Here is a 23033-nt window from a genome sequence, read left to right on the forward strand (position 1 = left end):
GAGACCGGTCTCAGGTGAAGGCGTCGGGCATGCTGTCCTTCTTGCGGCGCATGAAATCCTGCAGCGCCTCGTCGATCGCGGGGTCGATCGCCGGCGCCTCGTACTCCTCCAGCATGCGCTTCCAGATGGTGTTGGCGCGCTGGGAGGCGTCCTGCCGGCCCTCGGCTTCCCACTGCTCGTAGGAATTGTTGTCGGCAATGGTCGAACGGTAGAAGGCGTTCTCGAAATTGCGCTGGGTGTGGTCGCAGCCGAGATAGTGGCTGCCCGGGCCGACCTGGCGGATCGCGTCCATCGCCTGGCCGTTCTCGCTGAGGTCGATGCCCTCGGCCATCACCTGCATCATGCCGAGCTGGTCGGTGTCGAGGATGAACTTCTCGTAGGAGCTGACCAGCCCGCCCTCGAGCCAGCCGGCGGCGTGCAGCACGAAGTTGACGCCGCCCAGCATGGTCGGCAGCAGGGTCTGGGCGCTTTCGAACGCGGCCTGCGCGTCCGGCACCTTCGAGCCGCACAGCGACCCGCCGGAGCGGAACGGCACGCCGAGGCGGCGTGCCAGGGCGGCGGCGCCATACAGCACCAAAGCCGGCTCCGGCGTGCCGAAGGTCGGCGCGCCCGACTGCATCGAGATCGAGCTGGCGAAGGAGCCGAACACCACCGGCGCACCGGGTCGGCACAGCTGCGCCGTGGCCATGCCGGCCAGGCTTTCGGCCAGGGTCTGGGTCAGCACGCCGGCACTGGTCACCGGCGCCATGGCGCCGGCCAGGATGAACGGGGTGACGATCACCGCCTGGTTGGCGCGGGCATAGGTCTTGAGGGCACCGAGCATGGTGCCGTCCCACACCATCGGCGAATTGGCGTTGATCAGGCTGATCAGCACGCAGTTCTTGTCGACGAACTCCTCACCGAACACCAGCCGCGCCATGGCGACCGTGTCCTCCGCCCGCTCCGGCGCCGTCACCGACCCCATGAAGGGTTTGTCGGAGTACTTGATGTGAGAATAGACCATGTCGAGATGCCGCTTGTTCACCGGCAGGTCGACCGGCTCGCACACGGTGCCGCCGGAATGGTGCATCACCGGCGTCATGTAGGCGAGCTTCACGAAATTGCGGAAATCCTCGATCCGGGCGTAGCGGCGGCCTTCGTCGAGGGTGCGGATGAAGGGCGGGCCATAGACCGGGGCGAAGACGGTGTTGTTGCCGCCGATCTGGACCGTCCGGTCCGGGTTGCGCGCATATTGGGTGAATTCGCGCGGCGCGGTGGCCTGAACCAGCTGGCGGCACAGCCCCCGCGGGAAGCGGATGCGGGTGCCCTTGACGTCAGCCCCGGCGGCCTTCCACAGCTCCAGCGTCTCCTCGTCGTCGCGGAACTCGAGGCCGATCTCCTCCAGCACCGTGTCGGCGTTATGCTCGATGATCTCCAGCCCGTCGGTCTTCAGGACCTCGTAGAGCGGGATCTTGCGCGAGATGTATTTCAGCTGCTGCAGCCCGCCGCCGCGCCGCAAGGCCCGGCGCGCCTCGGCCCCGCCGCGGCCACGCCGCCCGGCCCGGCCACCCTCCGGGGCGTCTCCGGCTGCGGCATCATCCGGCGGGGTTACGGCAGAATCGGTCATGGCGCGTTATCCTTCTCCCAGGCTTCCGATGCTACGCCGCGAGGCCGTGCCGGCCATCGCGCCTGCGACCCGGCCTCGCCCGGTCACGACACCGTCGCGTCGCCCGCACGCATCGCCTTGAACCCGGGCGCCGGCCGGGCTACCTGGAAGGGGCCATGACCTTCGACCTGCCGCTCATCGTCTCGCCCTGCACCGGCGTCTGCACGCTCGAGGCCGACACCCGCTTGTGCGCCGGCTGCCTGCGCACGGCGGAGGAGATCGCGATGTGGCGTGACACCGACAACACCCAGCGCCTGGCCATCCTGCAGCGCCTGAAGGAGCGCCGCCGCGCCCGCGGCCGCACCAGCGCCGCCGACAGCCGGCCACGGCGCCGACAGCCCCAATCCGTCTAGGGAGAGACCCCCATGCAGACCCGCCGTTTCGGCAAGACCGGCTGGACCGTTTCCGCCATCGGCTTCGGCGCCTGGCAGATCGGCGGCTCCTGGGGCGATGTCGGCGAGACCGACGCCTTGGCCGCGCTGAATGCCGCGATCGATGCCGGCGTCACCCTGATCGACACCGCCGACGTCTATGGCGATGGCCGCAGCGAGAAGATCATCGCCCGGCTGCGGCGCGAACGTCCGGAGATCAAGGACCGGGTCAAGGTGCTGACCAAGGCCGGACGCCGCCTCAACCCGCATGTCGCCGAGGCGTACACGATCGAGGCGCTGGAGGCCTTCATCGACCGGTCGCGCGCCAATCTGGAGATGGAGACGCTGGACCTGGTGCAGTTGCACTGCCCGCCGCCCGAGGTCTACTACATCCCTGCCCTGTTCGAGGGGCTGGACGGGCTGGTCCGCGCCGGCAAGATCCGCCATTACGGCGTTTCGGTGCAGAAGGTCGAGGAAGGCATCAAGGCGATCGGCTATCCCGGCGTCGCGTCGGTCCAGATCATCTTCAACATCCTGCGCCAGCGTCCGGCGGAGCTGTTCTTCGGCCTGGCCAAGGCGGCGGATGTCGCCATCCTGGCCCGGGTGCCGCTGGCCAGCGGCCTGCTGACCGGCAAGATCACGCGCGACACCAGCTTCTCCGCCGACGATCACCGCCAGTTCAAACGGCATGGCGAGGCCTTCGATGTCGGCGAGACCTTCTCCGGCGTGCCGTTCGAGGTCGGGCTGCAGGCGGTGGAGGAGCTGCGCCGCATCCTGCCGCAGGGTGTGCCGATGGCCCAGGCGGCGCTGCGCTGGATCCTGATGCACGACCCCGTCTCCGCCGCCATCCCCGGCGCCCGCAACCCGGAGCAGTCGCGCGGCAATGCCGCGGCCGCCGACCTGCCGGCGTTCAGCCCGGCGCAGATGGAGGCGATCCGCGACCTCTACGACCGCCTGATCGCGCCGCATGTCCACCACCGCTGGTAGCCGCCCATGACCACCCTGACCGTCGCCGCCACCCAGACCTTCTGCACCTGGAACGAGGCCGAGACCCTGGACCGGGTCGAGGCCCTGGTGCGCCAGGCCGCCGGCCGCGGCGCCCAGATCGTGCTGCCGCAGGAGCTGTTCGCCGCCCCCTATTTCTGCCGCGACGAGCTGCAGTCGCACTTCGCCCTGGCCAAGCCGATCGACGGCCACCCGGTGGTCGAGCGCTTCCGGGCGCTGGCGGCGGAGCTGCAGGTGGCGATGCCGGTCAGCGTGTTCGAGCGCGCCCACAACGCCTATTACAACTCGATCGCCATGGTCGACGCCGATGGCAGCGTGCTGGGCGTCTACCGCAAGTCGCACATCCCGGACGGGCCGGGATACGAGGAGAAGTTCTACTTCAACCCCGGCGACACCGGCTTCCGGGTGTGGAAGACCCGCTACGGCAATGTCGGCTGCGGCATCTGCTGGGACCAGTGGTACCCGGAAGCGGCGCGCTGCATGGCGCTGATGGGCGCCGACGTGCTGCTGTACCCGACCGCGATCGGCAGCGAGCCGCAGGACGGCGCGCTGGACAGCCAGCCGCATTGGACCCGGGTGATGCAGGGCCATGCCGGTGCGAACCTGACCCCGCTGGTGGCATCGAACCGGATCGGCACCGAGCAGGGCGAGCGCTTCGCCCAGACCTTCTACGGCTCGTCCTTCATCGCCGACCAGACCGGTGCGCTGGTGGCCCAGGCCGGACGCGACGCCGAGGAGGTGCTGGTGGCGCGCTTCGACCTCGACGCCATCCGGGCCCAGCGCGCCAGCTGGGGCCTGTTCCGCGACCGCCGGCCGGAGCTGTACGGCGCGGTGCTGACCTATGACGGGTCGACGCGGCCTTCGTAGGCTGCCCGAACCGAGTGGGCTGGGTTCGCTTCGGGCGAACCCAGCCTCTTTGTCCAGCGGACGCTGTCGGGTGTTCGGCGATATGGCCATGCGGCCATGAGAACATAATGAGAACATTACGCCAATCGAAACCGCGCCGCCTGGCTCACTCGGCTGCGGCCGGGCTCTGCTTTCCGTCGGTGGCGATCTCGGCCAGCAGCCAGTCGCGGAAGGCGGCGATCTTCGGCACGTCGCGGCGGCTCTCGAGATAGACGAGGTAGTACGAGCCTTCCTCGCGGATGGTGAACGGGAAGGGCCGGATCAGCTCCCCCGAAGCGAGCTCGTCGAGGAAGAAGGTCGGGTTGACCAGCGCCACACCCTGCCCGGCCTGCGCCGCGCGCCCCAGCATCTGCTGGTTTTCCAGCCGCATGCCGCCGTCGGACACGCCATAGGGCACGACCACGCCGGCGGCGGCGAACCAGCGCTGCCAGTAGCCGTCGCCGCTATCCCAGAACAGCGGCAGCCGCAGCAGGTCGCGCGGGTCCTCGATCCCGCCGGCGCGGTCGCGCAGCGCCGGGCTGCACAGCGCGGTGTATTCGATCGGCATCAGCGGATGCGCGGCCAGGCCAGGCCACAGGCCCATGCCGTGGCGGATGCCGATGTCGTGGTCGCCGCGGGTGAAGTCGACCAGCTTCTCCTTGGTGTCGAGCCGCACGGCGATGCCGGGATGGGCGAGCTGGAACCGGCCGAGCCGTGGCACCAGCCAGTTGGTGGCGAAGGTGTGGATCGTGGTGATAGAGAGCAGCCCGCCGGTGTCGTCGCGCGCCGCGGCGAAGGCCCCGGCCAGCCGGGCCAGCGCCTCGGTCACCGCCGGGGCCAGGCGCGCGCCGGTCTCGGTCAGTTCGACCCTGCGGGTCAGGCGGAGGAACAGCGGCGCGCCGACCCGGTCCTCCAGCATGCGGATCTGGTAGCTCACCGCCGCCTGGGTCATGCCCAGCTCGGCCGCCGCCTTGGTGAAGCTGAGATGCCGCGCCGCCGCTTCGAACACGCGGATGGCCGGCAGCGGCGGCAGGCGCGAGGCTGATGCTTCATCCATTAAGACAGCTTATCCGTTGCTTATCGAGAACGCGTTGGTCGAACGCCCGACGAACGCCGATATTCCTCTCGTACGGAGCCCATCGCAACGCACGGCCCGGTGAACCCATCAACAGAGCTGATGCGTTCGGAGCCGCCAGGAGACCGACATGACCAGCATCGTCCAGCGGGCGCCCGTGCGCCCGATCCCCCGGCTTCGCCCTCGGCGCGGCCTGCTCTCCCTCCTCCGCGCCGCCGCGCAGCGGATGCTGCGCCCGGCCGCCGGCCGGGTGCTCGACCCGAACGCCCTGTCCGACCAGCTGCGCCGGGACATGGGGTTCGACCGCAGCTAGCCGGCCCGCATCGCCATCGCTGCCGCCGCCTCGGCCAGCAGCCAGTCGCGGAACAGCGCGATCTTCGGGACCTCGCGGCGGGCCTCGAGATGGACGATGTAGAAGCCGCCCTCCTCGCGCAGCAGCGTCGGGAAGGGCTGCACCAGCTGGCCCGAGGCCAGCTCCTCGGCGAAGAACAGCGGGTTGAGCAGCGCCACGCCCTGCCCCGCCTTGACCACCTGGCCCATCATCTGCTGGGTGTCGAGCCTGAGCCCGTCATCGGCGACCGAGGCCGGCACCGCCACGCCGGCCGCGGCGAACCAGCGCTGCCAGGCATCGGCATCGTCCCACAGCAGCGGCTGGCCCAGCAGGTCGCGCGGCTGGGCGAAGCCGCCGGCGCGGTCGCGCAGCGCCGGGCTGCACATCGGCGTGTACTCGACCGGCAGCAGCCAGTGCGCCGCCAGCCCCGGCCACACGCCGCGGCCGTAGCGGATGCCGAGGTCGTAGTCGCCGCGGGTGAAGTCGACATTGCCCTGGCCGGTGTCGACCCGCACCATGGTGCGGGGATGGGCCGACTGGAACCGGCCGAGCCGCGGCACCAGCCAGTTCGAGGCCAGGGTCATGACGGTGGTGACCGAGAGCATGCCCCCGGCGGCATCGTCGCGCAGGGCGGCGAAGGCCCCGGCCATGCGCGACAGCGCATCGGTCAGCGCCGGCGCCAGCCGGGCCCCGGCCTCGGTCAGCGCCACCTTGCGGGTGAGGCGGAGGAACAGCGGCGCGCCGACCCGGTCCTCCAGCAGTCGGATCTGGTAGCTGACCGCCGCCTGGGTCATGCCCAGCTCCGCCGCCGCCCGGGTGAAGCTGAGATGGCGGGCCGCGGCCTCGAACACCCGCACCGCGGCGAGCGGCGGCAGCTGGAAGCCTGGCTGGGTGTTCATCGGGTGCGGCGGCCCCTGCCCTCTCCTCAGTCCAGCGTCTGCAGGCACTCCCGCAGGGTCTCGACGATCCGGTCGATCTCGCCCTTCTCGATGATGAAGGGCGGCGACAGGGCGACGATGTCGCCGGTGGTGCGGATGCCCACCCCCTTCTCGAAGCACTTGATGAACAGGTCGTAGGCCCGCGCCGTCGGCTTGCCTGCGATCGGCTCCAGCTCCACCGCGCCGATCAGGCCGAGGTTGCGGATGTCGATGACGTGGCGCGCGCCCTTCAGGCTGTGCAGCGCCTGCTCCCAGTACGGCGCCAGGTCGGCGACGCGCTGGAACAGCCCCTCCTCGCGGTAGACGTCGAGGGTCGCCAGCCCGGCGGCCATGGCCAGCGGATGCGCCGAGTAGGTGTAGCCGTGGAACAGCTCGATCATGTGCTCCGGGCCGGTCATGAAGGCGTCGTAGATATGCTTGCGCACGCCGACCGCCCCGGCCGGCACCGCGGCGTTGGTCAGGCCCTTGGCCATCGTCACCATGTCCGGCTGCACGCCGAAATAGTCCGCGCCGAAATTGGTGCCGAGGCGGCCGAAGCCGGTGATGACCTCGTCGAAGATCAGCAGGATGCCGTGCTTGTCGCAGATCTGGCGCAGCCGCTGCAGGTAGCCCTGCGGCGGCATCAGCACGCCGGTGGAGCCGGCCACCGGCTCGACGATGACAGCGGCGATGGTCGACGCGTCGTGCAGCGTCACCAGCCGCTCGAGGTCGTCGGCCAGCTCGGCGCCGTGCTGCGGCAGGCCGCGGCTGTAGGCGTTGCGGCCGAGGTCATGGGTGTGGCGCAGGTGGTCGACCCCGGTCAGCAGGGTGCCGAAGGCCTTGCGGTTGGCGACGATGCCGCCCACCGAGATGCCGCCGAAGCCGGTGCCGTGATAGCCGCGCTCGCGCCCGATCAGCCGGGTGCGGGTGCCCTGGCCGATCTGGCGCTGGTAGGCCAGGGCGATCTTCAGCGCGGTGTCGACCGCCTCGGACCCGCCGCCGGAGGCGAAGAACACATGGTCGAGGTCGCCCGGCAGCATCTGGGCGACGCGCGAGGCCAGCTCGAACGCCTTGGGGTGGCCCATCTGGAAGGACGGGGCGTAGTCCATCTCCGCCGCCTGGTCCTGGATCGCCTGGACGATGCGCGGGTTGCAGTGGCCGGCATTGACGCACCACAGCCCGGCGGTGCCGTCCAGCACCTGGCGGCCGTCGACCGTGGTGTAGTACATGCCCTTGGCCCCGACATAGAGCCGCGGCGCCTGCTTGAACGACCGGTTCGCCGTGTACGGCATCCAGAAGGATTCAAGGTTGTTCGGGGCGCGGGTGTCGGTGCGCGCGCCCGCACCGGTCTTGCTCAGCTCGTTCATGGAAGCCTCCGGTCGAAGATTTGCCCGGGAGCGTAGGAGTGTTCGGATTGCTCGACAAGCGCCCGCCGGCGGAGAAAGATGGCAAAAGCCTGCCTTCGCGGCCCCTTGCCTTTGGCGTTCGGAATGTCGAACGGAAAAACACTGCCCACATCCCATCCCGAAGCCCCGGAGAGCCCAGACCCTAACGGTATCGACATCGGCGGCCGGCTGCGCCGCCTGCGCGAGGCCCGGGGCTTGAGCCAGCGCGAGCTGGCGCGCCGCGCCGGGGTCTCCAACGCCACGGTCTCGCTGATCGAGCAGAACCGCGCCAGCCCCTCGATCGGCTCCCTGAAGAAGGTGCTGGACGGGCTGCCGCTGAGCCTGGCGGAGTTCTTCGCTTTGGCCGAGGCGCCGTCCGACCCGGTGTTCTTCGCGGCGGCGGAGCTGACCGAGATCGCCGGCAAGACCGCCGGGCCGCATGGCGCCAAGGCGGGAGGCGCCGGGGGCCCGGCCCAGGGTGGGAGCCCGGGCGCCATCTCCTACCGCCAGGTCGGGCGCGACCTGTCGGGCCGGGCGCTGCAGATCCTGCATGAACGGCTGGGCCCCGGCGCCGACACCGGCCCGACGCCGCTGAGCCATGCCGGCGAGGAGGGCGGCGTGGTGATCTGCGGCCGGGTGGAGCTGACGGTGGGCCCGCGCCGCCGCATCCTCGGCCCCGGCGACGCCTATTACTTCGAGAGCCGGGCGCCGCACCGCTTCCGCGTGGTCGGCGACGAGCCCGCCGAGATCGTGTCGAGCTGCACGCCCCCGAGTTTCTAGAGGGCGAGTTTCCAGCGAGCGCGCCGAGGCGTCACCTCGCCCGCTTGCGGGAGAGGTCGGAAATCCCCTTGGATTTCCGGGTGAGGGCTCTTTCCCACCGCCGGTGCCGCCCCTCACCCGGAGGCGCAAGCGCCTCCGACCTCTCCCGTAAACGGGAGAGGCAACACGATCCGGATTGTCACGAACGGAGCCCATCTCCATCGCTTAACTGCTGTCCGGCGACGGCAGCCGGGACGGCCCGGATTCCTCCGGCGGCTCGGCCCAGCCCTCTCCCCAGCCCTCTCCGGAATCGGCGGCGACGGAATCCGCACCGGCCAGGCCGGCCTCGTCGCCGGCGTCCTCCTCCCGCCCCTGCGGCGGCCAGGGCGGCGCCGGCGGGCGGCCGATCCTGCGGCAGACCTCGCGCACGAATTCCTCGGGCGACAGGGTGTCGAGTTGCACGTCCAGGATCTCGTCCTCGACCAGCTTCTCCCACACCGCCGACCGGGTGTGCTCGACGCTCCAGCCCTCCCCGGGCGCCGCGGCCAGCCGGGTCGCGGCCTCGGCGGCCTGCTCCCGGCGCCGGCGGCGGCGCTCCTGCTCGCCCGAGCCCTCCCGCTCGCCCTTGCGCATCAGGTACTCGGTGCGGATCCGCTCGGTCATGGCGATCGACAGCCGCAGCGACCGCGACAGCCGCGACTGCATCAGCGCGAAATCCGGCGCCTGCGGCCCCGCCAGGGTGACCGATTGCTGCTGCGCGGTCATCCGCTTGGCCCGCAGGTCGATCTCGGCCGCCTCGCGCAGCATCTGCAGCGCCCATCCCGTCCAGTGCAGGTCGGGATCGCTCGGCGGGGCCGGCTCGGGGGCGGAGGGCGCCTTGTCCATGAACATATAGAGAACATGGATGGGAAGTTAACACTAGAGCGATTTCGTGCGGGCGCAGCCCGCCCGCGGCGGCATGCTGTCGCTCCGCCGTCGAGCCCAAAAGCAGGCGCTGTGCGGTGCTCTGGTTGGACGGCAACCGGTAAACAGCGACAGGAGGCGGCCTGGCAAGAATGGTCAGAGGACCATCGCTATATGTGGTCGCACTCCGCGTGTTCTGTCACTATCGGCGGCCCTATACGCTATCCCAATTTGACGGCAGGATCGCCGCATGCCCGTTGATTCTGCCTACCTCGCCCGGTTCAAGTCCGATCTGGCCTCTCTATCGCCGAGCGATATGTTCAAGCGGTACGTCCTGCCCGACCGTTGCATGGGTGTCACAGATATCGACGAGCGAAGCTTGAGGGAGCGCATCGGAGCCAATTTTGGCATCGATCGAAAGAACATTGTTATCGTGGGGTCAGCTAAACTGGGATTCACTCTTAAGCATAAGTCAGCCAAACGAAAATCGGTTTCCCAAGAGGATGAAGACGAAGATGAAGACCGTCCAGCCTTCTCGCCATTTTCCGGAAACTCCGACGTCGACGTCGCCATCGTCTCAGATGTGTTGTTCGATGATATCTGGAAACGGTGTTTCGAGTTTTGGCATGGCTCTGGTTACGGAGGCATAGCCGATTTCTGGCCACAAGGTAAAAACTTCCGTGATTATATCTTCCGGGGATGGATGCGACCGGACAAACTGCCGTCTCAAGGCCGCTTCACCTACAGAGTTGAGTGGTTTGATTTTTTTCGAAAACTAACCAGCGACCGTGCAGCTGGTGACTATAAGGTGACGGCCGGCCTCTATCGAGAAGAATATTTTTTGGAAGCCTACCAAACCATCGCGATCAACGAATGCAAGGCGAGAGTGCATCTAACGCCATGAAAACCTCAGCAGAGAATAGGCGCGTTCGCGCATTGCTCAGCAGCCTTCAGAGCGGAGAGTTGATCCCGCAGCCTGACTTCCAGCGCAAGCTCGTCTGGTCAAACAAGGACAAGATTGCATTCCTCGACACTGTCCTGCAAGGCTATCCATTCCCCGAAATATACATCGCTGTTGGAGAAGTAAATCTGGAAACGGCCGCAGGGACTGAGATTCTGGTAGATGGCCAGCAGCGAATCACGACCTTGCATCAATATTTCACAGCGTCTGCCGCGTTGCGCTTACCTCCAGAGATCCGTCCCTATCGGAACCTGACTCCCACCGAGCAGACGGAATTCATGAATTACGAGGTAGCTGTTCGCAACCTCGGCATCATTAGTACGGATGAGATTCGAGAAGTATTCAGGCGGATTAATTCAACTTCCTATTCTCTCAACGCTATGGAAATCCACAACGCTCGTTACCGAGGGCCGCTAAAGCAATGTGCTGACGATATTTCTCAGGACGGCTTTTTTGATACGCATAAAATATTCAGCGCTCGGGAAATTCGTCGCATGAACGACGTTATATATAGCTTAACCATAATTATAAGTATGCTTTCTACTTATTTTCACAGAAATGAAGAACTAGAACCCTTTTTGGATCGCTATAATGATGATTTTCCCGAAGACCAAGAGATCCGAAATCGATTCTTATCAGCAAGAGATTTCATCAAGAGCTGCACATTCCCACCGCGCTCACGAGCATGGAAGAAAACGGACCTTCTTGTACTCTTTGTGGAGATAGATCGACTTCTGAACAAGGAGAAGCACCCGCTTGACGCAAAAAGCGTCGGCCCGGCGATTGAAAATTTTTATGAGCAGGTGGAAAAAGAGATGGCTCAGCCTTCCGGCGATGAAGACCTTCAGACTTATTTCAAAACTACGGTACAGGCCACAAACGATCGGAGTAGCCGCGTGAACCGCGGGAAGGTCATTCGCAAAGTGATCTTGGCGGCTTGACGATGCCGACGCTCGCCGAATTCAATGCGCAGCTCGAACGATGTGCCCAGTCTCCCGAGGAAGTTCGGAACTTTATCGAGGGATTCTCAAAAGTTAGATTGCGCTACATTGCTCGAGCAATGACAGCCTCGCCAGTTGTCCTGCCATCCTCGCTCGGTGAGCAGGCAGCGATGTACATGTCGATAGCACCAGACTGGGATGATGTAGAAAAACTGGCCCAGTCTGGTCTTGCACGAGAACAGGTGGCGAGCAGCGCAAACCCAGGTAAAGACTGGCTTCACATTGACATCGCGATGGACCCGGTGTCGCGCGGTATAGTAGCTGACTTTCTAGCGCAGACCTGCCTTTCCGACAAACAGCGCCGGGCACTATTCCCTGCTCTTTCAGCCGCCAAATTCAGAGATTCGGAAGCGAGTGCTCGCCGACGCAATGAGGTCCCCCATCTAAACGCATGGCTGGCCTGGTCACGTGAGGAAGGCATAAATACGATTCTGTTTGGTGACTATCATAAGCATCTTAGGATCCACGGCGCCTCGCAAAACGCCGGCGGTGACGTGGGCGCTGTAGGCGGTGCAATCGCCGTTATGGATGCCCTTCTGGAAGTGTCTGATGGCATGCTGCTCGACCAACTTGGTGGCCTACCGCCACCGGGACAGCGCGATCCTGTTTCGGTCGATATGTTCCTACGTCGACATGGTATCGCGCCGGAAAGCAATGAGCGCCCACTTAAATGCATCCTGTTATCGAATCACCGAGCAGTGATCTTTGCGTCAGATCCAGACGTCGCAATCGTTCAGTCACTCACCGAACCGTTCCGAACGGCACAGGAGGCTTGGAGTGCTTATTCGGAAGTACGATCCGACGCTGCGCGACGGTCCCAACGCATCGTCGAATTCGCTGTCGGAGAAGTGAAAGCCGCCACCGATGTGCACAACCTGCATGAGAGGATGGCCCTCAGCACTCGCGAGAATCGGTCTGAACGGCAGACCGATCGTTTCCTTATGATGGCAATTTTGACTAACGATCTATTGACCGGAGGCGCCGGCAAGAGTGGGAGGAGGAATACGCGGGCCCCGATGCAGTCGCGCGAGATGGGCCGTATGGCCGACGTCTTCAATCTGCATCACGCTTGGGGATGGGATGGCGGACGCCAGCGCCATCCAGAGCACTGGGCTTGGCTTAAGCGCAGGCTAAGAGAGTGGTGCGGCCTATAATACTCAATTTACGCGGACGATATCCTCAACGCGTAAGCAAGTATTTGGCATGACCCAGTCTACCGGCTCTGGCCGAACACCCGTCTTTATCCACTTCGCGAGCGCCGACATTTGGTAAGCAATCACCGGAGGGACGGCGTCACCGATATGTCTATATCTGTTCGCCACGGACTTTGCAGGGAATTTATAATCAAAAGGAAATCCCTGTAACGTTGCCATCTCTCGCACAGTCATCAGGCGATCTTCAGTTGGATGCGTATAGCGACCGTTTCCCACATGCGCGCATTCTCGTTTAATCGTCGGTGCTGGCTTGTCCCAAGCCATCCGGCCATAAACATCCGGATGGGATCCGAAATTCCCTTCCTTCCATCGGCGCAGGCAGTCCTTGGTCAGTAACTTCCGCGTTTTCGTATTGCGAGCAACGTCAATCCATCCACCGCCATCCTTGGGAGTTGCGGCAATACGCTTAGCTACTTCTGGCGTCATCCCTGGGAAGACGTCGCCATCTGGATCACTTGGATGTTCAGCTTTCCATTCCGCAAGCCGGGCTAGCGCCACGCGAACCGTGACTGCCTCGGGGCGGATCGTCCAACCCTCCCAGAGGTCCTCCAGAGTCTTTGCCTTTCCAATTCGCGAGGCAACTACGAGCGCGCGCTCGCGCACTTGAGGCAATCCAAAACGATGTAAGAAATGAATATCACTCTTAACATCATAAGCGACATTTTCTAGCGACTGAACTAGCTTCGCATGATGATGTTTATAGTTTCCCATTATTAATTCGCGTGCGTTTTCCATAAAAAATATTTCAGGCTTAAGCCAAATCGCGAACTCACCGCTTCGATCAATGAGAGTATTCTCGATTTTATCTATGAGATGATTGCTCGGGTTTGCGCGAGATAAATGGGTACAAGGTGCGCAAGAGATCATCACGTTCAGATCACCAGGTCTAGTCCCCGAAGATTTAGCAAATTCCTCCGGCTCGAGTGTCATCATGTCTCTATTAAGCGGAGAAATACCATGATTAGCCGCGTAAGTTTCATTGCAATCGGAAGCGCCCTTCCCTCCGGACGGCTTCGCCAGCTCAAGATCAACGGCACCGATAATACGGAAATCTGGGCGACGGGAAAAACCAGCGGAAGTTCCACCGCCACAACTGAAGAAGTCGGCGACCGTCCATGACTCGACTGATTCAGATTCAAGCGTCATGGCGCATAAATTCTCGCATCAAGGGGGAGGCCATCGATGGCTTCAGCAAGTCGGGTCTCACTACGAATCACGCATTCCCAGATAACCGCCACTCTCCAACCAAGTTCCTCAAGAGCCGCGATGTTTCGCGCGTCTCGCGCTCGGTTTTCCGCCAGTTTGGCTTCCCAGAAATCTACGTTCGACTTTGGACGACGCATCCCGCGATCGCAGGCTGGGCATCCATGCCAGAAGCAACCATGGATGAACATCGCCAATCGGTGCCTCGGGAGAACCATATCTGGGCGTCCCGGCAAGTCCCGTCGGTGTAGACGATACCTGAATCCTCGACGATAAAGCTCACGGCGGACCGCCAATTCGGGAGCCGTATCCTTCGAGCGAACCCGGGCCATCAGGTTGCTCTTAGTGCCTCCGGCTGCCTCATCCAAGCTTGCTGCGCCTCTCTTCTGGAGCATTCCAGACACCACAATCGAATGGACTCAGTCAGTATAGCTGAGGACGGTCGCGATAGCACTCCTTGGAGGGTGAGTGAAACTGCAATCTGACCGCTACCCAATCAGCCAATCTCGGTTTCAACCCTCCTACAGGCCGCGCCCCTGCGGGTCGCGGCCCCAAACGCCGGTCCCTGCCCCTCTCCGGGTTCCCTATCCCTTCCCCTTGCGCTACATCACGACCTGCCCTTCGCCACACCGGATCGCGCCATGCCCGACTGGGTCTCGCTCGCGGAGCTGACCGCCCTCGTCCAGGTCGTCATCATCGACGTGGCCCTGGCCGGAGACAACGCCATCGTGGTCGGCATGGCCGCCGCCGGGCTGGAGGCCGCCCAGCGCCGCCGCGCCATCCTGTACGGCATCATGGCCGCCACCGGCCTGCGCATCGTCTTCGCCATCTTCACCACCCAGCTGCTGCAGATCGTCGGCCTGCTGTTCGCCGGCGGCATCCTGCTGCTGTGGGTGTGCTGGAAGCTGTGGCGCGAGCTGCGCGCCGACCACGCCGCCGAGGCCGCCGCCCTGGCCCGGGACAGCGACACCGAGCCCGGCCCCACCCCGCCGAAGACCTTCCGCCAGGCCGTCACCCAGATCGTGCTGGCCGACGTGTCGATGTCGCTCGACAACGTGCTGGCCGTGGCCGGCACCGCGCGCGAGCATTTGATGGTGCTGGTCATCGGCCTGACCCTGTCGGTGGCGCTGATGGGCCTGGCCGCCAACTTCGTCGCCCGGCTGCTGCACCGCCACCGCTGGATCGCCTATGTCGGCCTCGCCATCATCCTCTACGTCGCCGTGGTGATGATGTGGGATGGGGGCCAAGAAATTTGGACCCACGCCAAGCCGGTGATCGCGCCGGCGGGCTGACCCGGCCGCTTCCCTCTCCGTCATTGCGACCCCGGCCTTGCGCCGGGGGAAGCAATCCATCGGGCCGCTCGTGCGGCGCCATGGATTGCTTCGTCGGCCTCGCCTCCTCGCAATGACGGAGGAGGCCGGTCCGACGCTTACTGCGCCTTGGCGAGGAAGGCGTAGGTGGCGGTGTAGGGCACGCCCACCCTCGTGTCGGGGCGCAGCGGCGGGGCCGACGGCGCCGCGCCGCCATGGGTCGCGAGGCGCTGGACATAGGCCACCGCGCCCAGGGTGCCTGGAACCTTGGCCCCGGGCGCCGGGTCCGCCGCCACCGTCACCAGCAGCCAGGGGATGTCATCGGCCGCGTCCGGCGCCAGCACCGAGACCACCGGCACCGCCGGGTCGCGCGCCACCTTGCTGCCGTCCGCCGCCTCCCAGGACGGGCCGGCATAGTGGTAGAGCGAGACGGTGTCGCCGGTCAGCCGGGCCAGCGGCGCCTCCAGCACCCAATGGGGCGGGCCGCCGGCCTCCGCCACGCTCCGGTAGATCTGCACGCCGCTGGCCTCGGCGGTGAACAGCAGCCGCGCGCCCGGGGGCTGCAGCGCCGCGGGGATCGTGTCCGCCGCGGCCGTCCCGCCCCAGGCCAGCAGCACCAGGGCGGCCGCTGCCGCGGCGCCTCTCCGTCCGATCATCGTCGTCTCCTTGGTGCCGCCGCGCCTGTCAGCGGCGCGGTGGTGCCATCGGTTCGGAGGCTGTCCGCCGCCGGTTGCCGCGACCGGCGGCCGCAGTCCGCCGGGCTCACTCGTCCTTGTAGCCCTCGACCACGCTGGCCGGCCGGATCGAGGCGTCGGCCGGGTCGTCGCCGAATTCGCGGCGGGCGCGGCGCTGGCGCAGCAGGTCCCAGCAGCGGTCGAGCTCGACATTGATCGTGCCCAGCCGCTGGCGGTCGGCGATGGAGGGGTCGCCATGGGCGTACAGCGCCTCCTCCTCCGCCACCAGCTTCTCGATACGGTTGAGAACCGTCTGATCCGTCGTCATCGGGGTGTCCTTCCGGTGGGTCGCGTTCCCGAGAGAGGATAGCGCGTCCCACCCATCCGGGAAGCCGCGTCTTGGCGCAGCCCTACAAGTAGAAGTCGTACTCCCGGGCGAAGACCTGGCCGATCAAGTCGGCGTATTCGCCGCGCTTCGAGGCGGCGTAGGCGGCCAGGAAGCGCCTGGGCATGTACTCCGCCAAGAGGCGCGAGCGCTCCAGCCGGGCCAGCGCCGCCAGGATGCCGTCGGGGAAGTGGGGGTCCCGCCGGCGGCCGGCGTCGCCGGTGGCGGGGGCCGTCGGCTCCAGCCCGCGGGTGACGCCGTGATGCACCGCCGCCAGCACCGCCGCCATCACCAGATGCGGGCTGGCCTCGGCCCCGGCCACGCGGTGCTCCACCCGCCGCGCCTCGCCGCCGCCCACCGGGATGCGGAAGGCGACGCTGCGGTTGTTGGCCCCCCAGGCGCGCGAGGTCGGCACGAACAGGCCGAGATAGCGGCGATGGGCGTTGAAGTTCGGCGCCAGGATGCCGACCGAATCCAGCATCAGCGCCTGCATGCCCGCGATCGCGTTGCGCAGCAGCGCCTCGCCGCCGTCGCGGCCGAAGCGGTTGCGCCCCTGGGCGTCGACCAGGCTGACATGGATGTGGAAGCCGTTGCCCGGCTGGTCGGCGAAGGGCTTGGACATGAAGGTCGCCTCCTGCCCCTGGGCGCGGGCGACGCCCTTGACCAGCCGCCGCAGCAGCGCCGCCTGGTCGGCCGCCGCCACCGGGTCGGCCAGGTGCGACAGGTTGACCTCGAACTGGCCCAGCCCGTATTCGGCCACGGCGCCGGCCAGCTTCAGGCGCTGGGCCTCGGCCGCGGCGGTGATTCGGCCCAGGAACCCGGCATGCTCCTCCACCGCCGCCAGCTGCAGGTTGGCGGCCACCCGCGGCGGCTGGCCGGTGCGCGGCAGCGCCGCCGGGACGATGCCGCCCTCGGGCGTGCGGGCGGAGTCCAGCAGGTAGAACTCCAGCTCGCAGGCCACCACCGGGAACAGCCCGTCGGCGCGGCAGCGGGCCACCACTTCGGCCAGGATGGCGCGGGGGTCGAACCACAGGGGCGCGCCGCTGCCGGCCTCGCCCATGGCGCACAGCACCTGGGCGGTCGGGCGGCGGGCCCAGGGCACCGGGACCAGGGTGCCGGGCACCGGCATGGCGGTGCCGTCGGGGTCGCCATCGGCGCCGCCCAGCCCTTCCGGGTCGTGGCCCAGGCCGCGGCAGTCGAGGATCGGCGAGCAGGCCGAGAACTGCACCCCGCCGCGGGCGAGGCTGCGGAGATGCGAGGCCGGCAGGCGCTTGCCCAGCGCGTTGCCGTTGACGTCGACGATGAAGGCGTCGACCTCCTCGGTCTCGGGGTGGTTCCGCAGGAAATGCTCGACCTCGGTCGCGAGGTCGGTGTCGATCAGCTGTCCATCATGCATGGCGTCCCCAATGCGCAGATCGGGGGAGCGGCCCCGCCCCGCCCGCGCCGCCATGGTCGCCGCGGGCAGAGGCCCGCCGGAGAGGTCACCATGGCTCGGCAACCCGCTCCCGACGGCGGGTCACGACGATCGCGCGGATGCAGGCCAAGGCTTATCCCCTCCGGCCGGTCGCGCCGCGTCCGCCCCGTCGGGGATCCCGCAGCGCCCGGCCCTTGCCGACGTCGGCGCGCACCGGTTCCGGCCGCGCCCGTCATGCCCCGAAGTGTGCGGGGGGAGTCACCGGATTGTAAAGAGCGGCCCCGCCCGCGAGGTCACCCGGTCAGCCGGCCTGGCACAGCAGCAGGGCGACATAGGGCACGGCGATGGTCGCCGACGAGGTCGTGCCGGTCGCGGTGTAGTTCCCGCCCATGCCGTAATAGACCGTGCCCGACGTCCCGCCGGTCGTGTTCTCGCCGAGGTCGGCGGTGATGCTGATCGGATGGGTGTGGCCGGGGTTGGTGCCGCCGGGCGTTAGCGGCGACCCGATGGGCAGGCCCTGGCTGAATGAGCCGGCGCCCGTCGAGGTGCTGCCGGAGATGCCTAGGATCAGGTAGCCCGGCGCGCCGACCGCCGGCCCCCAGGTGCTTACCGGGCAGCTGTTGGCCTGGGAGTAGAACAGGCTGATCCCCGAGGGAACGCCGGAGCCGGTCCCCGATCCTTGCGTCTTCTGGCACACCAGCAGGGCGACCGCGGGCAGCACGTCGGTGGTGTTGGCCTGCAGCTGCGCGCTGACCGGCACCGAATCGGTCGACGCCTTGGCACCGCTGGCGATGCCGCTGTACTGGACGCCGAGCTTCTGCACGGCGAAGCTGGCGACCGCGGCGTTGGGGTGGGTGTGGGTCGGGAACGACCCGACATGCCAGCCGGGCGCGTTGTAGGTCGAGCTGACCGGCCCGTTGGGCGCGACCGGCAGCGGGAAGTAGCCGTTCAGGGTCGTCTGCGGCGACCAGTTGGCGGGGCAGGTCTGGGTGGTGAAGTAGCCGATGGTGTTGACCGGCACCTCGTCGCCGGTGGACGTCGTCGAGGAGCAGACCAGGAACTGGATGAAGCCGTAGCCGCTGTCCCCCCAACCCGATGTCCCGCCGCCGGACTGGCCGCCCGAGCTGGCGAAGGGCTTGTATTGGCCGGACCCGCCGACCGATTTCTGCTTGTTCAGGTTCCAGGTGGCGGTGAAGGGGTGCTGGTGCGTCGGCACTTGGCCGTCTGCGGTGGGCTGGGCCGCGTTGCTCTTGGTGCCGACCTCGCCGGCCACGGTGGTTCCGAGGATCAGCCGCCCCTGCCCGTCCTGGTACTGCGTCCAGTCCGCCGGGCAGTCCAGGGTGGTCGGGTTCCCCGGCGCGGTGTAGTAGGCGACCATCCCGGCCGGGACGTTGTTGGTGGTGCTGCTCTGGGCCTGGGCCCAGGCCCCGGGCGCGGCGGCCAGGAGGCCGAACAGGGCGGTGGCGCAGATCTCGGCGCGACGCGAATGCGATGCCATGATCAATGTCTCCTTCTGAAAATCCTGGGTCGAGATCACTTCGTGCCTGCGGCGACGTCGGTGATGATGGTGCCGATGTCGCCGGCCAGATCGAGGGCCACCACGCAGACGCCGCCGAGGTCGCCCAGGAAAACGAACGGCTTGCCCAGGTTGGACAGCCCGGACAGAGGGCCGGCCAGCTCGTCGGCCAGCGAGTACTGGTAGTCCCCGGCGTTCTTGGCCATCTCGACGGCCGTGACGATGCCCATCCCGGTCTGGATGGCGCCGAGCCCCATCGAGATCCAGGGGCCGCCCCGGAACTGCATGCGCGACAGCTTCTTGCGGTAGGTGAAGAAGATCGTGTCGGCGATGATCGGCAGCAGGCCGGCGGCGAAGGTCCCTAGCTCATACCCGGCCGCCGGCGACCCCGAAGGCGCCGGCGCGTACCAGGGCGCGCCGGCGATCGCCGCAAGCAGGTTGAAGCCGATCCCCAGGGCGCTCGCGGCCTCCACCAGGTCGCCGGTGTCCCCATCATTGGTCTGTGCGCCGATGTTGGCGAGGTCGCAGATCACGTCGCAGGCGGTGTAGACGCCGTTGGACACCGCGGCGAGGACCTCAAGCAGCCCCTGGTAGGCTGCCGGCGCCAGGGCCAGGACCGCGAACGGGCCGGCGGTCTGGCCCTGGAAATCCCCGCTCCACGGCCAGGGGATCGGGCTGCTGGTGATCGCGGTGACCTGGGCCGAGGTGAAGGGCGGCGCGTCGTGCAGGATCTCGTAGGCGATGGTCGTGGGAACGGCGACGATCAGGCAGATCAGGTCCAGCATCGTCAGCGTGTCGCCGCCGGAGATCAGCTTGTAGAGGGCCGAGATCACCGGGATGTCGATCTTCCGCTCGAGATAGGCGTTGAGGCACGTGGCCGCGCCGGCCATCAGGTCGAGCATGCTGTCGATCACCGCGTCGATGAACTGCAGGATGATGTCGATGGTGGCCTGGCAGACGGTGAGGAACGACGCGATCACGAAATCCAGGAAGCCCGACACCGAATTGATGTCATCCATGAACTGGCTGATCTGGTCCCAGGCAGCCTCGACATCGGCTTCGGAGCCGGCGAACGCCGATTCGAAAGCTCCAAGGACGCCCTGCTGCCATGCCGTCTCTGGGTCGTAGCCGCCGGTGGTCACGGGCGGGTTCAACTGCGGCATCGGCACCACGGACTTCGACATGACGTAGTTGTTCTGGACGGCGTTGGCCTGGCTCTGCTGCTGCATCGCCGCCGAGGTCGGGTTTTGCCCGGCGCTGGCGAAGGTCATGCCGGGCTCGAACACGCTCTCCAGCTGCTCGAAGGCCTTGTCGATGTTGTTGGTGAGCAGATTGATCTGGCCGCCGATCCAGGTCTGGGCGCCGCTCGTGCTGTCCTGCATGTCCACGAACAGCTGCTCGATCGTATAGCGCAGCACGGTCTTGGTGTTGAGGATGTTGCCCCAATCGAACAGCAGCTTGATGAATTCGATGAACTTCTCGATGACGTTGACGATGTCATCCCAGATCTTCGCGCACCATTGCAGCATCACCTCGAGCGCATCGCGGATGTCGTCGATGGTGGTGAGGACGAAGCTCTTGGTTTCATCGTAGATCTTGACGGCGATGTTGGCCGTGGTCTCGTATATCTGGATGGCGATGCTCTCGATGTCGTCCCAGGCCTGCTTGCAGAAATGGGCGAAGTCGCCCCAGGCGTCGCCGAACACGGAGTCGGCAGCCCTGGCCCCGGCGATGGCGGCGAACTCGTCGGCCGTGATGGCGCGGCTGTGCAGGCGCTTGCCCGCGATGGCCATGGTGAAGGCGGTCGGCGGCCGGGCGCTGTCGCCGGTGCCACTGGCCGCCATGTTGACCGCGACGCCGCTGACCTGCTGCAGGTTGGTGGCCAGGCTGTCGGCATCCGACGAAGACGCGCTGGGCGGCAGCACGCCGCCGGTGATCAGGTCCTGGCCGCTGTAGGAGAAGCCGCCCTGCGCGGCAATCCGCTGGTGCAACTGGGTGTCGCCGCGATATTGCGGCGGCGGCACGCTGCTGTCCAACGCGGCGCCGGTCACCGTCAGCACCGGCGAGGCCAGGCTGGTGGCAGCGGAGGCGATCACCAGGTTGCCCGTGACATCGGTTCGGACGATCGCCGGCTGGTTCGGTGAGGCGTTGTAGGCGATGCCGCCGACCACCAGCACCTGGGCCGGCTCGGCATAGACGCTCAGGATTTCGCCCCCCATCGGCACACCCGCCGCGGATTTCAGCGCGAATTGCTGGGTGAAGCTGGAGGTCTCGCTGATCGGCTGGGTCGACGGCGACGGCGTCGCGATCGGCAGGGTGAACCAGGAGCCGGTGGCGGCGCGCTGGGTGATGTGCGAGACGACCGTCTTGGGGTCGCACAGGAACAGCTCGGGCCCGCCATCCATGAAGGTCGGCGCGGCGATGGCGATGCCCGTATTGCCCATCGGCACCCAGGCATAGTCGCCGCCGGCCGCCGGCTGGGTCAGCGTCCACAGCGAATTCGCCGCGACGTCGAGCGCGAAGGCGGTGAAGCCGCTGCCATCCGCCTGGGCGCCGCCGGTGACCGAGAGCAACGCGCCCGGCTGGTTGGTGCCGCCGGTGATCGGGGTGGCCGTGGCCGCGGCGCCGCCGTTCAGGCCGTTGCCGCTGACGAGGTACAGCCCCTGGTCCGCCGCCAGCAGCAGGAAGCTGGGCGTGCCGTCGCTGCCCAGCGGAATCGGCACCACCGTGTCGGCGGCCAGGTCACCGACGCCGAGATCCTGGCTGCTGGGGCTGCCGGTGAGGTTGATGTTGCCATCCTGCAGCGTCCCCGCCTGGAAGGTGGCGACCGACCCCTGCAGGCGCAGGATCACGAACTCGCCGGCCTTGGCGCCGGGCAGCAGCTTGTAGCTGGTCGGGGCCGTCGGCGTTTCCTGGTAGAGCGCGGTCAGCTGGTCGTTGCCCGGCTGGCCGCGCTGGAAAGGCGCGAACCCGACGATGAGGAATTCTCCATAGGTGTCCAGCTGGTCGGCATAGCTGACGCCGTAGAGATAGCCCTGGCCGTCCTGGCCGAAATACAGGTCGGCCTGGGCCATCTGGTCGATGGTGTTGAGCAGCGGGACGGCGACCGATGCCTGTTCCCAGCCGTTCTTCTCCGTCCGCTGCATGCCCAGCAGCTGCGAGGTGGCGGCCCCCGTTCCTGGGGCGTTGTCGTATTCCGCGAACACGAACAGCGTGTTGCGCTGGTAGAAGGGCAGCAGCGCGTTGGGCACCGCCGGCCCGCCATTCTGCTGCGGCGCATGGAAGACCTCGCTGACCTCATGCGCCCAGCCCGAGCCGGATGCGGCGTCGGGGTGGAACCAGATCAGGCCGTTGTCGGTGCTGACGGTGACCAGCTCGGTCACCTTGGCCCGCCGTGGATGGCGCTGGACGGTGAAGAAGGCGTTGCCCATCAGGTTCGACACCGGCGGCTGCATCACCTGCTGGTAGTCTTGGTTCATCGCCTGGGTCTGGTTCAAGGTCGCCGGCCCGGAGGCGGGCGTGGTGGACGCCATGCGGGCGGATGCGACGCGGGACGTGCTGCCACGCAGCGCGCTGCTGAACATGCTCATGATGGGCCTTTCTGTCATCCGGTTCGGCCAAGACGCTTCGCCCGCAGAAACCATCGGCGCGCCACTGGCGGGAAATTTCTACGGTTCTCGAAATCGATCGAATTGATTGGAATAACGACGATGCAATGCCGCCATTATGCGCAGATTCGCATAACCCGGTAGGTCCAGTTTCCAGGTTTCGATGGTGCCAGATTCAGAATCTGGCTCGACATCGAGACCCGGACTTCGCCTACATCCCGAAACCAGTAGATTTAGTTAAAACACCATACAATTCGACAAAGCTGAGCCTTGCCGTTCTCGGGCTTGACCCATGAGTATTCGATGAGGCGCCGCCGATAGATCTTGAGTTCAATTCTTAATGTCATTGCCCGGCTTGACCGCATAGGCGCTAAGGTAGGGGATTCCGGAGAAGGCGGGATCGTGATTCAAGCTTGGGATGTCTCACGATCTGACGAATGACGCGGACTGGCAGGATCTGGTCGAGCGCTT

General features: G+C 66.4%; 21 protein-coding genes. 9 read left to right on the forward strand and 12 right to left on the reverse strand.

Translation table 11 applies throughout. From position 1 onward, the window contains the following. Nucleotides 1-10: 10 nt before the first annotated feature. Nucleotides 11-1606 carry a trimethylamine methyltransferase family protein gene (locus tag E9232_RS35490; protein WP_309802195.1) on the reverse strand — a complete coding sequence of 532 codons (1596 nt, stop codon included), beginning with the start codon at nt 1604-1606 and terminating at the stop codon, nt 11-13. Nucleotides 1607-1761: 155 nt separating this feature from the next. Here E9232_RS35490 and E9232_RS35495 point away from each other — a divergent pair, with 155 nt between their 5' ends. The 3 genes from E9232_RS35495 to aguB are packed head-to-tail and all read left to right on the forward strand — an operon-like array spanning nt 1762 to nt 3888. Beyond that, complete coding sequence (locus E9232_RS35495; RefSeq protein WP_309802196.1) at nt 1762-1998, forward strand: DUF1289 domain-containing protein; 237 nt, start codon at nt 1762-1764, stop codon at nt 1996-1998. A 12-nt stretch (nt 1999-2010) separates the two neighbouring features. Next, complete coding sequence (locus tag E9232_RS35500) at nt 2011-3003, forward strand: aldo/keto reductase (protein WP_309802198.1); 993 nt, start codon at nt 2011-2013, stop codon at nt 3001-3003. A 6-nt stretch (nt 3004-3009) separates the two neighbouring features. Continuing rightward, the gene (gene aguB, locus E9232_RS35505; RefSeq protein WP_309802200.1) at nt 3010-3888 is read left to right on the forward strand and encodes an N-carbamoylputrescine amidase; all 879 of its coding nucleotides are present in this window, start codon (nt 3010-3012) and stop codon (nt 3886-3888) included. 145 nt (nt 3889-4033) lie between these two features. On the opposite strand, the gene gcvA (E9232_RS35510) is transcribed toward aguB, so the two are convergent. Further along, nucleotides 4034-4963, reverse strand: coding sequence for a transcriptional regulator GcvA (gene gcvA / locus E9232_RS35510; protein ID WP_309802201.1), 930 nt, complete (start codon nt 4961-4963; stop codon nt 4034-4036). 148 nt (nt 4964-5111) lie between these two features. On the opposite strand from gcvA (E9232_RS35510), the gene E9232_RS35515 reads away from it, so the two are divergent. Beyond that, nucleotides 5112-5294, forward strand: a complete 183-nt coding sequence (locus E9232_RS35515) for a hypothetical protein (RefSeq protein WP_309802203.1) — start codon at nt 5112-5114, stop codon at nt 5292-5294. Here the strand turns inward: E9232_RS35515 and gcvA (E9232_RS35520) are convergent. Together gcvA (E9232_RS35520) and aptA are read right to left on the reverse strand one after the other, a co-directional pair. Then, complete coding sequence (gene gcvA, locus E9232_RS35520) at nt 5291-6211, reverse strand: transcriptional regulator GcvA (RefSeq protein WP_309802205.1); 921 nt, start codon at nt 6209-6211, stop codon at nt 5291-5293. The genes E9232_RS35515 and gcvA (E9232_RS35520) overlap by 4 nt on opposite strands. A 26-nt stretch (nt 6212-6237) precedes the next feature. Next, on the reverse strand, nt 6238-7596 hold the full coding sequence (gene aptA, locus E9232_RS35525) for an omega-aminotransferase AptA (protein ID WP_309802208.1): 1359 nt from the start codon (nt 7594-7596) through the stop codon (nt 6238-6240). Between the two features lie 234 nt (nt 7597-7830). Between aptA and E9232_RS35530 the strand changes: the two genes are divergently transcribed. Continuing rightward, nucleotides 7831-8394: a cupin domain-containing protein gene (locus tag E9232_RS35530; protein WP_374710709.1), complete on the forward strand. Its 564-nt coding sequence runs from the start codon at nt 7831-7833 to the stop codon at nt 8392-8394. Between the two features lie 204 nt (nt 8395-8598). On the opposite strand, the gene E9232_RS35535 is transcribed toward E9232_RS35530, so the two are convergent. Then, on the reverse strand, nt 8599-9258 hold the full coding sequence (locus E9232_RS35535) for a hypothetical protein (protein WP_309802209.1): 660 nt from the start codon (nt 9256-9258) through the stop codon (nt 8599-8601). 268 nt (nt 9259-9526) lie between these two features. On the opposite strand from E9232_RS35535, the gene E9232_RS35540 reads away from it, so the two are divergent. From E9232_RS35540 to E9232_RS35550, 3 genes are read left to right on the forward strand one after another with little or no spacing between them, the layout of a single operon-like run. Beyond that, on the forward strand, nt 9527-10180 hold the full coding sequence (locus E9232_RS35540; protein ID WP_309802210.1) for a hypothetical protein: 654 nt from the start codon (nt 9527-9529) through the stop codon (nt 10178-10180). Next, the gene (locus E9232_RS35545; RefSeq protein WP_309802211.1) at nt 10177-11178 is read left to right on the forward strand and encodes a DUF262 domain-containing protein; all 1002 of its coding nucleotides are present in this window, start codon (nt 10177-10179) and stop codon (nt 11176-11178) included. Before E9232_RS35540 ends, E9232_RS35545 begins: the two co-directional genes overlap by 4 nt. 2 nt (nt 11179-11180) lie before the next feature. After that, entirely contained in the window at nt 11181-12392 is a 1212-nt protein-coding gene (locus E9232_RS35550) for a hypothetical protein (RefSeq protein WP_309802212.1), read from the forward strand. A gap of 3 nt (nt 12393-12395) precedes the next feature. On the opposite strand, the gene E9232_RS35555 is transcribed toward E9232_RS35550, so the two are convergent. Continuing rightward, complete coding sequence (locus tag E9232_RS35555; protein ID WP_309802213.1) at nt 12396-13598, reverse strand: DNA cytosine methyltransferase; 1203 nt, start codon at nt 13596-13598, stop codon at nt 12396-12398. Then, nucleotides 13595-14050, reverse strand: a complete 456-nt coding sequence (locus E9232_RS35560; protein WP_309802214.1) for a very short patch repair endonuclease — start codon at nt 14048-14050, stop codon at nt 13595-13597. The genes E9232_RS35555 and E9232_RS35560 overlap by 4 nt, the downstream gene beginning before the upstream one ends. Nucleotides 14051-14296: 246 nt before the next feature. Between E9232_RS35560 and E9232_RS35565 the strand changes: the two genes are divergently transcribed. Then, nucleotides 14297-14947, forward strand: coding sequence for a TerC family protein (locus tag E9232_RS35565; protein ID WP_309802215.1), 651 nt, complete (start codon nt 14297-14299; stop codon nt 14945-14947). Nucleotides 14948-15084: 137 nt separating this feature from the next. Here E9232_RS35565 and E9232_RS35570 read toward each other — a convergent pair whose 3' ends face one another. The 5 genes from E9232_RS35570 to E9232_RS35590 form a co-directional block, all read right to left on the reverse strand. Next, nucleotides 15085-15621, reverse strand: coding sequence for a DUF3455 domain-containing protein (locus E9232_RS35570; RefSeq protein ID WP_309802216.1), 537 nt, complete (start codon nt 15619-15621; stop codon nt 15085-15087). Between the two features lie 106 nt (nt 15622-15727). Further along, the gene (locus tag E9232_RS35575; protein WP_309802218.1) at nt 15728-15967 is read right to left on the reverse strand and encodes a DUF2630 family protein; all 240 of its coding nucleotides are present in this window, start codon (nt 15965-15967) and stop codon (nt 15728-15730) included. Nucleotides 15968-16049: 82 nt separating this feature from the next. Beyond that, a complete protein-coding gene (locus tag E9232_RS35580) occupies nt 16050-17420 on the reverse strand; it encodes a glutamine synthetase family protein (protein WP_309802220.1) in 1371 nt (456 codons plus the stop codon). Between the two features lie 319 nt (nt 17421-17739). Continuing rightward, nucleotides 17740-18936: a hypothetical protein gene (locus E9232_RS35585; RefSeq protein ID WP_309802221.1), complete on the reverse strand. Its 1197-nt coding sequence runs from the start codon at nt 18934-18936 to the stop codon at nt 17740-17742. Nucleotides 18937-18971: 35 nt separating this feature from the next. After that, on the reverse strand, nt 18972-22544 hold the full coding sequence (locus tag E9232_RS35590; protein WP_309802222.1) for a hypothetical protein: 3573 nt from the start codon (nt 22542-22544) through the stop codon (nt 18972-18974). Between the last annotated feature and the right edge of the window lie 489 nt (nt 22545-23033).

Origin of the sequence: Inquilinus ginsengisoli, from assembly GCF_031453975.1 — a bacterium.
GTDB classification, from domain to species: Bacteria; Pseudomonadota; Alphaproteobacteria; order DSM-16000; family Inquilinaceae; genus Inquilinus; species Inquilinus ginsengisoli_A.

Bases quoted from the DNA above. Each gene is read 5' to 3' on its own strand.
- E9232_RS35495 (WP_309802196.1), top strand. From the start codon at position 1,762: ATGACCTTCGACCTGCCGCTCATCGTCTCGCCCTGCACCGGCGTCTGC.
- E9232_RS35500 (WP_309802198.1), top strand. From the start codon at position 2,011: ATGCAGACCCGCCGTTTCGGCAAGACCGGCTGGACCGTTTCCGCCATC.
- E9232_RS35550 (WP_309802212.1), top strand. From the start codon at position 11,181: ATGCCGACGCTCGCCGAATTCAATGCGCAGCTCGAACGATGTGCCCAG.
- gcvA (WP_309802205.1), bottom strand. From the start codon at position 6,211: ATGAACACCCAGCCAGGCTTCCAGCTGCCGCCGCTCGCCGCGGTGCGG.
- E9232_RS35540 (WP_309802210.1), top strand. From the start codon at position 9,527: ATGCCCGTTGATTCTGCCTACCTCGCCCGGTTCAAGTCCGATCTGGCC.
- E9232_RS35555 (WP_309802213.1), bottom strand. From the start codon at position 13,598: ATGACGCTTGAATCTGAATCAGTCGAGTCATGGACGGTCGCCGACTTC.
- E9232_RS35575 (WP_309802218.1), bottom strand. From the start codon at position 15,967: ATGACGACGGATCAGACGGTTCTCAACCGTATCGAGAAGCTGGTGGCG.
- E9232_RS35585 (WP_309802221.1), bottom strand. From the start codon at position 18,936: ATGGCATCGCATTCGCGTCGCGCCGAGATCTGCGCCACCGCCCTGTTC.
- E9232_RS35560 (WP_309802214.1), bottom strand. From the start codon at position 14,050: ATGCTCCAGAAGAGAGGCGCAGCAAGCTTGGATGAGGCAGCCGGAGGC.
- E9232_RS35545 (WP_309802211.1), top strand. From the start codon at position 10,177: ATGAAAACCTCAGCAGAGAATAGGCGCGTTCGCGCATTGCTCAGCAGC.
- E9232_RS35580 (WP_309802220.1), bottom strand. From the start codon at position 17,420: ATGCATGATGGACAGCTGATCGACACCGACCTCGCGACCGAGGTCGAG.
- E9232_RS35515 (WP_309802203.1), top strand. From the start codon at position 5,112: ATGACCAGCATCGTCCAGCGGGCGCCCGTGCGCCCGATCCCCCGGCTT.
- E9232_RS35490 (WP_309802195.1), bottom strand. From the start codon at position 1,606: ATGACCGATTCTGCCGTAACCCCGCCGGATGATGCCGCAGCCGGAGAC.
- E9232_RS35565 (WP_309802215.1), top strand. From the start codon at position 14,297: ATGCCCGACTGGGTCTCGCTCGCGGAGCTGACCGCCCTCGTCCAGGTC.
- gcvA (WP_309802201.1), bottom strand. From the start codon at position 4,963: ATGGATGAAGCATCAGCCTCGCGCCTGCCGCCGCTGCCGGCCATCCGC.
- E9232_RS35590 (WP_309802222.1), bottom strand. From the start codon at position 22,544: ATGAGCATGTTCAGCAGCGCGCTGCGTGGCAGCACGTCCCGCGTCGCA.
- aguB (WP_309802200.1), top strand. From the start codon at position 3,010: ATGACCACCCTGACCGTCGCCGCCACCCAGACCTTCTGCACCTGGAAC.
- E9232_RS35570 (WP_309802216.1), bottom strand. From the start codon at position 15,621: ATGATCGGACGGAGAGGCGCCGCGGCAGCGGCCGCCCTGGTGCTGCTG.
- E9232_RS35535 (WP_309802209.1), bottom strand. From the start codon at position 9,258: ATGGACAAGGCGCCCTCCGCCCCCGAGCCGGCCCCGCCGAGCGATCCC.
- aptA (WP_309802208.1), bottom strand. From the start codon at position 7,596: ATGAACGAGCTGAGCAAGACCGGTGCGGGCGCGCGCACCGACACCCGC.